This is a genomic window from uncultured Streptomyces sp. (assembly GCF_947488945.1).
Taxonomy (GTDB): Bacteria; Actinomycetota; Actinomycetes; order Streptomycetales; family Streptomycetaceae; genus Streptomyces.
The window spans coordinates 185,388-196,534 of sequence record NZ_CANLBS010000016.1 but is presented as its reverse complement, the minus strand read 5'-3'; the positions used below and the strand labels follow the sequence as shown (position 1 = coordinate 196,534).

The following is an 11,147-nucleotide window of genomic DNA, read 5'->3' as shown; positions in this document are numbered from 1 at the left end:
CACACCCTCGGCGACCGGCACCAGACACAACCCCTCCAACGACCCCCGCTCCCCCACATCCACCCGCCACTCCCCCGAGGGCGGGAGCAGTCCGCGGTCGGCGCGGGCGAGGCGGGCGGCGAGCACCGCTTCGCCGCGTACCGCGACCTGCGGTTCGCCGGTGGCCAGGGCGAGGGCGAGCGCGGTCGCGTCGTCGGCGCGGCCGGTGGGGTGGGGGTCGAGGTCGACCAGCACGACGCGGCCGGGGTGTTCGGACTGGGCGGAGCGCACCAGCCCCCACACGGCGGCGCCCGCCGGGTCGGGAACGGTGTCGCGGGGAACGGCCTGGGTGGCGCCGCGGGTCGCCACGACCAGTCGGGACCGCTCGAACCGCGGGTCGGCGAGCCAGCCCTGGAGGTGCGCGAGGACCTCGGTGACGCGGTCGGGTGCCGCGTCGCCACCGGGGGACGACACCCCGTCCGGGCCGCAGGCGGACACGACGACGTGGTCGAACGGCTCGGAACCGTCCGGCCGCGAGCCGTCGGCGGCGAGGGCGTCGAGCGAGTCGGCCCGGCGGGCGACGGTGTCCAGGCCCGTGCCGAGTACGGCGAGGACGGGGGCCTCGTGGGCGCCCACGGCGGGGGCGGTGCCGACGGTGGGAGCAGGTACCCAGTCGAGACGGTAGAGGTCGTCGAAGGCCGGCGCGGCCTCGGCGCCGAGGGCGGGGGCGGGCCGGGTGAGGACGCGCTCGACGGTGACCACCGGGCTGCCCGACGCGTCGACGGCGACCACGCGCACACCGTCCGCCTCGCCGGCCGGCGAGATCCGGGCCCGCAGCGTGGTCGCCCCGGAAGCCCACAGGGACACGCCCGACCAGGAGAACGGCACACCTGCCTCGTCGTCGCCGCCGCGCACGGCGGCCGCCTGCAGTGCGGCGTCCAGCAGGGCGGGATGCAGCCCGTATCCCTCCGCTCCACCACCCGGCAGGACCAGCTCGGCATAGACGTCCTCGCCGCGGGTCCAGGCCGCGCGGACGCCGCGGAACACGTCCCCGTAGACGAGACCGGCGGCGGCGAGGCGCTCGTAGAGCACGGCCGGGTCGGCGGCGGTCGTCCCGTCCGGCGGCCAGGCGCCCGCCAGTTCGCGGTCCTCGGTGACGGTGCGCGGCCGGGGGGCGAGTACGCCGGTCGCGTTCCGGGTCCAGGCGCGGTCCGACCAGCCGCCCGGAGCGTCGGGGTCCTCGGGACGCGAGTGGACGGTGAGGGTCCGCCGGCCGGCGTCGTCCGCCGCTCCGACGGACACCTGGATCTGTACCGCACCGTTCTCGGGAACCACCAGGGCGGTTTCCAGGACGAGTTCGTCGAGCCGCTCCGCACCGGCCTGTTCACCGGCGCGCAGGGCGAGTTCGACGAACGCGGTGCCGGGCAGCACCACCCGGCCGTGCACCAGGTGGTCGGTCAGCCAGGGCTGGGAGACGGGGGCGAGCCGGGCGGTGAAGAGGTAGCCGTCCTCGTCCGCGAGGCCGATGCCGGCACCGAGCAGCGGGTGCCCGGTGGCGCCGAGCCCGGCGGAGGTGACGTCACCGGCCCACGAGATGCCGGTCGGCCAGTAGCGGTCGGGAGCGAAGGCATACGTGGGCAGGGGTACGCGCACACCGCCGCGTCCGGCGAACAGGGCGGCACGGTCGAGCGCGGCTCCCCGGCCGTACGCGGTGGCGACGGCCCGCAGGGTCTCGGCCGGTTCGTCCGGGCCGGCGCGGAGCAACGGCACGGCGACGGCGTCCGCGTCCAGGCCCTGCACCAGCGCGGACAGCACACCGTCCGGCCCGAGTTCGAGGAAGGTACGCACCTCGGGCAGCGCGGCGAGCGCCTCGGCGAACCGCACCGGCTCGCGGACCTGACCCACCCAGTAGGCCGGGGTGGCCGGATCTCCGGGCGCGGTCGCCGTGAACGGGACCGTCGGAGCGTGATACGTCAACGACCCGGCGACCTCCGCGAATTCGGCGAGCATCGGCTCCATCAGGTGCGAGTGGAAGGCATGCGACACCGACAGCCGCTTCACCTTCCGCCCCTCCGCCCGCAGCCGGGACTCCAGAGCGGCGATCGCCTCCTCGTCGCCGGAAACGGTGAGCGAGGACGGGCCGTTCACCGCCGCCAGGTCCACCCCGTCCGGGAGTTCGACCTCTGCCTCGGCCGCCTCCACCGCAAGCATCGCCCCGCCTTCGGGCAACGCTTCCATCAACCGCGCACGCGCCGACACCAGCGCACACGCGTCGTCCAGCGACAGAATCCCCGCCACGTGCGCCGCCGCCACCTCACCGATGGAGTGGCCGATCAGCGCATCCGGGACGACCCCCCACGACTCGACCAGCCGGAACAACGCCACCTGCACCGCGAACAACGCAGGCTGCGCACAACCGGTCCGGTTCACGGCAGCGGCGTCGTCCCCGAACACCACCTCCCGCAAAGGCCGTTCGAGACCGACGTCCACCCGTGCGCACACCGCGTCGAACGCCTCCGCGAACACCGGAAACGCCCCGTACAACCCGCGCCCCATCCCCGCCCGCTGCGACCCCTGACCGGTGAACAGGAACGCGAGTGCGCCGCTCCCGGTCTCCTCACGGACGACGGACGGGGACTCCTCCCCGTCGGCCAGCGCGCGAAGGCCCGCCAGCAGGGCCGTCCGGTCGGCGCCCAGCACGACGGCCCGGTGTTCGAGGGCGGCGCGGGTGGTCGCCAGCGAACGGCCGAGGTCCAGCGGGTCGGCGGCGGCGGCGACCGGCAGCAGGCGCTCGGCCTGGCGGCGCAGGGCCTCGGTGGAACGCCCCGACAACAGCCACGGGACCGGCGTGTCCGCGGCGGGACCGCCGGGGGCGGTGTCCGCACGGCCCGCCGTGGCGTCCGTGGCGTCCGTGGCGTCCGCGGCATCCGCCGGAGCGTTCGTCGGGACGTCCGCGGGGGCGTCCGTCGGGTCGGGGGCGGGCGCCTCCTCGATGATGGTGTGCACGTTGGTGCCGCTCACGCCGAACGACGAGACGCCGGCCCGGCGCGGCGAGTCGCCCTTCGGCCAGGGACGGTTCTCGGTGAGCAGTTCGACGCCACCGGCCGACCAGTCGACGTGCGGGGTCCGCTCCCCCACGTGCAGGGTGCGGGGCAGTTCCTCGTGCCGGAGCGCCTCCACCATCTTGATGACGCCCGCGACGCCTGCGGCGGCCTGCGCGTGGCCGATGTTCGACTTCACCGAGCCCAGCCACAGCGGTCGGTCGGCGGGCCGGCCTTCGCCGTACGCCGCCAGCAGGGCCTGGGCCTCGATCGGGTCACCGAGGCGGGTGCCGGTACCGTGCGCCTCCACCGCGTCCACATCCGCCGGGGACAGCCGGGCGCCCGCCAGCGCCTGCAGGATGACGCGCTGCTGGGAGGGGCCGTTCGGGGCGGTGAGTCCGTTGGACGCGCCGTCCTGGTTCACTCCGGAGCCCCGCACCAGGGCGAGCACCTCGTGGCCGTGGCGGCGGGCGTCGGACAGCCGCTCCACCAACAGCAGGCCGACGCCCTCGGACCAGCCGGTGCCGTCCGCGTCTGCGGAGAACGAGCGGCAGCGCCCGTCGGCGGACAGGCCGCGCTGCCGGCTGAACTCGGTGAAGACGCCGGGGGTGGCCATCACCGTGACGCCGCCCGCGAGGGCCAGGGTGCTCTCGCCGGTGCGCAGCGACTGGCACGCCAGGTGCAGCGCGACGAGTGAGGACGAGCACGCGGTGTCCACCGTGACCGCCGGCCCCTCCAGGCCGAGGGTGTACGACACACGGCCGGAGACCACGGCGGTGGCGCCGCCGGTCAGCCGGTAGCCCTCCGTGCCGGGTTCACCGGACAGCAGTCGCTGGTAGCTCTGGTCGTTGGTTCCGGCGAAGACACCGGTGCGGCTGCCGCGCAGGGCCAGCGGGTCGATGCCGGCGTGTTCGAACGCCTCCCAGGCCGCCCGCAGCAGCAGCCGCTGCTGCGGGTCCATGCTGAGGGCCTCACGCGGGGAGATCCCGAAGAACTCGGCGTCGAACTCCGTGCCGTCGTGGACGAATCCGCCCTCGCGGACGTAGCTGTGACCGGCCCGGTCGGGGTCGGCGTCGAAGAGACGGTCGAGGTCCCAGCCCCGGTCCACCGGGAATCCGGAGACGGCGTCGCGTCCCTCGGCGACCAGCCGCCACAGGTCGGCCGGGGAGTTCACACCACCGGGGTAGCGGCAGCTCATGCCGACGATGGCGATGGGTTCCTCGTCGGCGGCCTCGCGGTCGCGCAGCCTCTGCCGTGTCTGGCGCAGGTCCGCCGTGACGAGCTTGAGGTAACCGCGGAGGGTCTCTTCGTCTGCCATGTGCTGGGACCTCCACAAGCGCCCGATCGGCCGGCGCACCCGGAACCGCGATGCCGCGGGCGCCGTTCCACGACACCCGCGTCCGCACGCTAAGGACGCGGCACTCGGGCGGACAACCCCTAGTCAGGCGGGCCGCCCCTTATCTCGGCTCCGCCCCGGCGGAGGCCGGCCGCAGGGCGACGGGGAACTGCAGCATGCCGCGGATGATGAAGGAGCCCCGGCGGCGCACCGGGCCGACGCGGCGGATGGCGGGGAGCCGGGCGGCGATGGCGGACAGCGCCACTTCGGACTCCATGCGGGCCAGCGCGGCGCCGAGGCAGAAGTGGATGCCGGCGGAGAAGGAGAGGTTCTCCGGCCCCGGGTCGCGGGTGATGTCGAAGCGGCCGGGGTCCGGGTAGACGTCCGGGTCCCGGTTGGCACCGCCCGCGCAGATCGCGAGTTCCTCGCCCGCGGCGATCACCCGGCCCTCGATCTCGATGTCGGTGTGGGCGAGCCGCCGGTACTGCTGGACGGGCGTCTCGTGGCGCAGCGTCTCCCGTACGACGGCGGGCGCGAGCGAGGGGTCGGCGGTCAGCATCGCCCACTGCTCGGGGTGTTCGAGGAGGGTCTTGAGCGCGTTGCCGATGAGATTGACGGTGGTCTCCGTGCCGGCCAGCGGCAAGAACATGCAGAGGGGGACCATTTCCTCCATGGTCATCCGCCCGTCGTCGACGGCGGGCAGCAGGTCGCTGATCAGGTCCTCACGCGGTTCGGCCCGACGCTCCCCGATGATGTCGCGGAACATCGCAGTCATCTCGTCGGTGGCCGCCACCACGTCGCGGGCCACCTCCACCGAGGCGACGCCGTCGAGGAGGTAGGCCATCCTCCGGCTCAGCCGGAAGAAGGTGCGCCGGTGGTGCGGGGGGATGCCGACCAGGTCGCCGATGACCCGCAGCGGCAGTTGCTGGGCGAAGGCCCGCATGAAGTTGACCTCGTTGCGGCCCTTCAGCATGTCGTCGAGGAGTTCGTCCGTGAAGCGCTCCACGTGCGGGAGCCAGTGGGCGAGCCGACGCGGGTTGAGCGAGGGCACGGCGAGCTTCCTCAGCCGGGTGTGGTCGGGCGGGTCGAGGCCCAGCATCGAATTGTCGAACGGCAGGAACTCGGGGGCCTTGGTGCCGTCGGCGCGGCGCACCCCGAAGCGCTTGTCCCGGAGCACCTGGTTCGCGACCCGGTGGCTGGCGGTCGTCCATACGCCGGTGTCGCTCCTGTACAACGGCCCGCGCGCGCGGACCTCCTCGTACAGCGGGTACGGGTCGTCCGGCATCATCAGGATCTTGGCGTACGGATCACCGCGTTCGGCCGACGACCGCAGGAATTCCTGTACGACGGTGGCCTGGGCATGGGCCCGCCGTTCCGCCCCGAGATCCGTCATTCCGCCACCCCAACGCACGTATCCGGACGCCCACGACGCCTGGCCGCCACGCTACCGGCGTACGCACCCCTAACCTCAACCCCTAACGGTCGCGGGAAGATCCGACGGCCGGGCGGAGCGGGTGGTGCCGTGGGACGGCCCTGGGGACTCCGCCCGGTGGCCGGGTGGCCGTGGGGGTGCCGTCGGCCGTCGCGGCGGGGCGCGTGCGGCTGCCCCGGCGTCGTGCGGGGTGAGGGGTTGCACGTGGGCGGGGTGCACTGCGATCGTCGGGGTCTCGCCCGCGCGCACACGCCGCTCCGCGGGGCGGCACGGTCGTGCCGGCCCCGTGACGACGTGGGCCGGCAGCGGGGGCGATGCACACCGTCGAAGGGGAGACGAACACCGATGGCAGCGACCGCTGACGCGAGCGACCTGTGGGTGCGCCGCTTCCACCCCGCACCCGAGGCTCCGGTACGGCTGCTCTGCCTGCCGCACGCCGGCGGGTCCGCGAGCTACTTCTTCCCGGTCTCCAAGCGCCTCGCCCCGAGGGTGGAGGCCCTGTCCGTGCAGTATCCGGGCCGTCAGGACCGGCGCAACGAGCCGTGTCTGGAATCCGTCGACGAGCTGGCCGACCGGCTGGCCGACGTCGTGGAGCCGTGGCTGGACAAGCCTCTCGCCCTCTTCGGCCACAGCATGGGCGCCTCGGTGGCGTTCGAGCTGGCGCTGCGTCTGGAGGCGCGAGGGGTCAAGCCGGTGGCGCTGTTCGCGTCGGGGCGGCGGGCCCCGGTCGCCGCACGCGACGAGCGGGTGCACCTGCGGGACGACGACGGCCTCATCGCGGAGATCAAGCGGCTGAACGGCACCGAGTCCCAGGTGCTGGACGACGACGAGATCCTGCGCATGGTGCTGCCGTCGATCCGTGCGGACTACAAGGCGGCGGAGACCTACCGCTACCGTCCGGGCCCGCAGCTCGCCACCCCGGTCATCGCCCTCACGGGCGACTCCGACCCCAAGGCGACGACCGACGAGGTGCGGCGCTGGGCGGAGCACACCGACGGCGCGTTCGACATGGTCGTCTACCCCGGCGGCCACTTCTACCTCAACGCGCACGCCCCCGCGGTCATCGACGAGATCGCCGGCCGGCTCGCGCCGGTCGCGGGCCACTGACGGGTCGCTGACCGGCCGCTGACGGACTGCCCGGTCTCCGGGCCGGGCCCGGCAGCGCCGCCACCCGAGCCGTCAGGGCCGCGGGCACGGTGGTCGGGTCGCGGGGCACGGGAGGCGGGCTCCGGGAGGCGGGCCACGGGTCACGGTGGCCGGATCACAGGGCTCGGGGCTCGGGGTCGGCTGCAACGCGCCCGGCGTCCGTACCGGGCTCCGGCGCCGAGCCGACCGCCGCAGCCCGGAGCCGCCCCCGGCCCGGCCCGCCGCCGCGTGCCTCGCTGGCGGTAGCCTCAGCCCGGCCCACCGCCCGCCCCCGCGTGCTTCACGTCCCGGCCAGCAGCGCGCCCACCGCCTCGGCCGTCGCCGGGTGGCGGCCGACGAGCGCGGCCGCCGGAGAGGGGGCCGGACCCGTCTCCCACTCCCCCGTGCAGCCCAGCAGGCCCGCCACTGCGTCGCAGGTGGCCGGATGGGCGGTCAGCAGCGGGTTGCCGGCGGCCCCGGCCGGTATCGCCTCCGGCCGCGCCGCTTCCGTGCCGGCCGCCGCCGCCCACGGAGGGGTCCAGGCGTCGAGGTCCGCGAGTCTGCCGGGGAAGAGACGCCCCGCCTCCCGGATCATCAGCGGCGCCAGCTCGGCGCCGTCCGCCCGCAGGGTACGGATCAGAGTGGGCAGCCAGGGCAGCAGCACCGGGTCGGGCAGCCGTCCGAAGGCCTTCGAGACCGCCTCCACCACCAGGTCCGTCAGCCCCGGCACGGGTTCCAGGGCGTGCACGAACCCGCTGAGATAGCGCGGGTAGGCCGGAACCACCATCGGGTTGTCGAGGAGTTCGTCGCACCGGCTCCGCAGCTCCGTCCGGGACAGCGTGCCGAGGTGCACCTGTGCCGCCCACAGCAGAGCCGTGCGCGAGGGGTCCCCTGGATGCGACTGCGCCACCGCGAGCTCGAGTTGGGCCCGGTCGCACCCGAGCGACAGCGCCAGGCCCTCCATGCTGAACAGGAATCCGAGCATCGCCGCCACCTGGCGGACGGCGGAGTCCTCGTCGGTGAACGCCGTCGGCAGCAGGGTGCAGTAGTGCGCGTACCCGGTCTTGACGAAGGACTCGATCCACGGCGGCAGCACCGGCTCGGAGATCCGGTAGTACGCCAGCAGCCGCCGCACCCTGCGCAGCACCTCGGGTGCGCCGTCGACCGTCCGCTCCGCCGACAGGACGTCCAGCGCGCGGGTGCCGAGTTCGTCCGGCAGCCGGCGGCCGCGGAGGTACAGGGTGGCGTCCTCGACGGTGCCGAGCACGGTCGCGGCGGTGGCCTCGGGGTCGTAGGCCGTGCGGCGCAACCGCTGTTCCAGCACCTGCTCGATGCTGACGCCCTCGTAGCCGAGTTCGATGAGGGCGCGCTGGTGGGTGCCGAGCGCCAGGTCCCAGGACTCCTGGATCGGCCGCTCGCCGAGTGTGCGGTCGCCCATGATCGGCCGTGCGGCGCCGTGCGGCAGCAGGCGACGCAGCATCCAGAGCACGTCGGAGCACTTCTCCAGCTCCGGCCGGCCGGCGATGTCCAGCAGGGCCCGTCGCACCCCGCGCTGCTGGAGGGCGAGGCCGAGCGGTTCGAGCCGGTCGTGGACGTCGCGGGCGAGGGGCGGCAGCGCGTCGTAGCCGACCTGGCCGATCCGGTCGCCGCCCATCATGATCTCCACCAGTCGGCGCACGTCGCGCCGGCCGGGGACGGAGTCCTTCTCGATGCAGGTGACCGCCGCGTCCTGGAAGTCGTACGGCGTGGGCCTGGCCCGGTCGCGCATGCCCGCCAGCAGGATCGACGTCTCGAAGACGGCGATGGCGTCGGCCGTGGAGGCGAGGTAGCCGTTGCGGCGGGCCGCGCGCACGATCTCCACCGACCAGCCGAGCAGTTCGGCCTCGTCCAGCGGGTCGAGGACGGGTGGCCGTCGGAGGAATCCGGTCAGCCGGTCCGCGGGCCCGGTTTCGGCGGTCACCGGGACGGCCGTCGGTTTCCTCGTGGCCGTCTTCCGCCCGGCGCCGCTCTTCCTGGTGCCGGCCTGTCCGGTCAGCCGGAACGGCTCCACCCGGGTCCGTCTGAGGTTGGCCGCCCAGACGGTCGCGGCGATCGACACCGACCCGGGGGCCAGCCCGAACTGCGCCTCGATCGCGGTGTGGCTGGACGGGATCAGGCCGTGCTGCCAGACGGTGGCGGTGCGCGGCGTGACGGTGAACGTGTCGGTGCCGTGCACCCCGAACTCGGCGACCCGGCTGGCGGCGTGGAAGGCGCCGCAGACGTACAGGCAGTCGTCGGGGTCGGTGCCGGTGGCGTTCAGGTGTTCCCGCATCCGGGTCCACATGTGGCGCTCGCGGTCCTCGTCCACCCGGGTCCGGTGCGGGTCGCCGGGCGCGAGCCGGCGGAAGAGGCTCCCGATGAGGAACATGACCTGCCGGTAGGTGTCGTGGTCGCTGTCGCCGAGCGGCAGTTCGACGTACTGGTGCCACCACTCCGACCAGTGCCGCACCTTGCCGTGGCGCAGCAGGTGTTCCTCCAGTTCGGCGAAGCGCGGGCGCAGGTCGCCCATCTCGATGCCCACGGCCTCGCCGTGCAGGGCGGACTCGTCCTCCGTGCGCGGGGCGTCGGAGCCGGCCGCTGCGTCGTCGCGGCTGCGGGCGTCCCATTGGTAGACGTGGTCCGAGGATCTGTCGACGAGGACGAGTTCGACGCCCGGTGTGTCCAGCGCGTAGGCGATGGCCTGGTACTCGGCCGACGCCTCGGTGATCGGCGCGACCACGGAGAGCGGGGACCACTCGGCCGGGAAACCGTCCACCTCGGTCGCGAACGCCTGGACGGCCACCGGCAGTCGGCAGTTGCGGAGTTCGGTCAGCAGCGGGGCCATGTCCTCGCACAGCTCCAGGTACACGACCTTGGGCCGCTTCTCCCGCAGGCGGCGGGCCATGGCGATCGCGGAGGCGGGCGAGTGGTGGCAGACGGGGAAGATCTCCAGGGGCTCGTCCACCGCGCGGCCTACGTCGTCGACCATGCCGAGCAGGATCTCCTCCAGGGCGTCGGGTCCGCCGGCGAAGGCTGTCGCCGCGTCCTGGAGCTGGGCGCGCAGGACGCCGAACGTCCCTTCGGCCGCCGGGGCGTTCACGAGAGGGTGGCGATCGCGTCGCGGCCGCCCTCCAGGAACTCCGGCCAGGAGCCTCCCTCTTCCCTGCTGCGGGGCTCGACGACGCCGTGCAGATACTTGTTGAGGATGGCAAGGTCCTCGGGCTCCCGGCGGGCCAGGGAGCCGACGAGGGAGGTCGCCAGGGTGCGGGCGGTCAGGTCGCGCTCGCCGAAGAAGTTGCCGTGCAGGATGGCGTCCTCCAGCACGCCGATCTGCTCGGCGGTGGAGAGCGCCGACTCCAGCTTCTCGTCGTCGCTGCCCGCGGCCGCGGCCGAGGCGCGGAGGTCCGCGAAGCTCTGCAGCAGGACGTCGAGCAGGGTCGGGGGCACCTCCAGCTCGATGCGGTGGCGGCGGAGCAGTTCCTCGGTGCGGAAGCGGACGATCTCCGCCTCGCTCTTCTTGTTCGTCACCACGGGGATCCGGACGAAGTTGAAGCGCCGCTTGAGCGCGGAGGACAGGTCGTTGACTCCCCGGTCCCGGCTGTTGGCGGTGGCGATGACCGAGAACCCGGGCTTGGCGAAGACGATGTTCTCGCTGTCGAGTTCGGGGACGGAGACGTACTTCTCCGACAGGATGGAGATCAGGGCGTCCTGGACGTCGCTGGTGGAGCGGGTGAGTTCCTCGAAGCGGCCGATGGTGCCGGTCTCCATCGCGGTCATGATCGGAGAGGGGATCATGGAGGCACGGGACTGGCCCTTGGCGATGACCATGGAGACGTTCCAGGAGTACTTGATGTGGTCCTCGGTGGTGCCGGCGGTGCCCTGGACGACCAGGGTGGAGTTGCGGCTGATCGCGGCGGACAGCAGCTCCGCCAGCCAGCTCTTGCCGGTGCCGGGGTCACCGATGAGCAGGAGGCCTCGGTCGGAGGCCAGGGTGACGATGGAGCGCTCGACGAAACTGCGGTCGCCGAACCACTTCTGGGAGATCTCCCGGTCCAGGCCGTCCGAGCGCTCGGAGCCCAGGATGAAGAGCCGGACCATCTTCGGGGAAAGCCGCCAGGAGAACGGCTTGGGGCTGTCGTCCACGGACTCCAGCCAGTCGAGTTCCTCGGCGTACTTGATCTCGGCGGGAGCGCGCAACAGGTCGGACATGACAGGC

5 protein-coding genes are annotated in these 11,147 nt (G+C 73.6%); 1 reads left to right on the top strand and 4 read right to left on the bottom strand.

The genetic code is table 11. The annotated features are described in order from the left end of the window. Both Q0994_RS23980 and Q0994_RS23975 read right to left on the bottom strand, forming a co-directional pair. Window positions 1-4,338: type I polyketide synthase (locus Q0994_RS23980; RefSeq protein ID WP_299538174.1), on the bottom strand; the 4,338-nt coding region annotated here is incomplete at its 3' end. A 139-nt stretch (window positions 4,339-4,477) separates the two neighbouring features. Continuing rightward, a complete protein-coding gene (locus Q0994_RS23975; RefSeq protein ID WP_299538173.1) occupies window positions 4,478-5,749 on the bottom strand; it encodes a cytochrome P450 in 1,272 nt (423 codons plus the stop codon). Window positions 5,750-6,133: 384 nt separating this feature from the next. Here Q0994_RS23975 and Q0994_RS23970 point away from each other — a divergent pair, with 384 nt between their 5' ends. Continuing rightward, window positions 6,134-6,895 (top strand): thioesterase II family protein, encoded by a 762-nt coding sequence (locus tag Q0994_RS23970; protein ID WP_299538172.1) that lies wholly within the window; start codon window positions 6,134-6,136, stop codon window positions 6,893-6,895. A 319-nt stretch (window positions 6,896-7,214) separates the two neighbouring features. Here the strand turns inward: Q0994_RS23970 and Q0994_RS23965 are convergent, their stop codons facing one another. Both Q0994_RS23965 and Q0994_RS23960 read right to left on the bottom strand, forming a co-directional pair. Beyond that, on the bottom strand, window positions 7,215-10,031 hold the full coding sequence (locus tag Q0994_RS23965) for a DUF5682 family protein (protein ID WP_299538171.1): 2,817 nt from the start codon (window positions 10,029-10,031) through the stop codon (window positions 7,215-7,217). After that, window positions 10,028-11,140, bottom strand: coding sequence for an AAA family ATPase (locus tag Q0994_RS23960; RefSeq protein WP_299538170.1), 1,113 nt, complete (start codon window positions 11,138-11,140; stop codon window positions 10,028-10,030). Before Q0994_RS23960 ends, Q0994_RS23965 begins: the two co-directional genes overlap by 4 nt. Window positions 11,141-11,147 lie beyond the last annotated feature (7 nt).

What these genes read in the sequence shown, in the direction of transcription:
- Q0994_RS23975 (WP_299538173.1), bottom strand. Translation starts at nt 5,749, where the DNA reads ATGACGGATCTCGGGGCGGAACGGCGGGCCCATGCCCAGGCCACCGTC.
- Q0994_RS23970 (WP_299538172.1), top strand. Translation starts at nt 6,134, where the DNA reads ATGGCAGCGACCGCTGACGCGAGCGACCTGTGGGTGCGCCGCTTCCAC.
- Q0994_RS23960 (WP_299538170.1), bottom strand. Translation starts at nt 11,140, where the DNA reads ATGTCCGACCTGTTGCGCGCTCCCGCCGAGATCAAGTACGCCGAGGAA.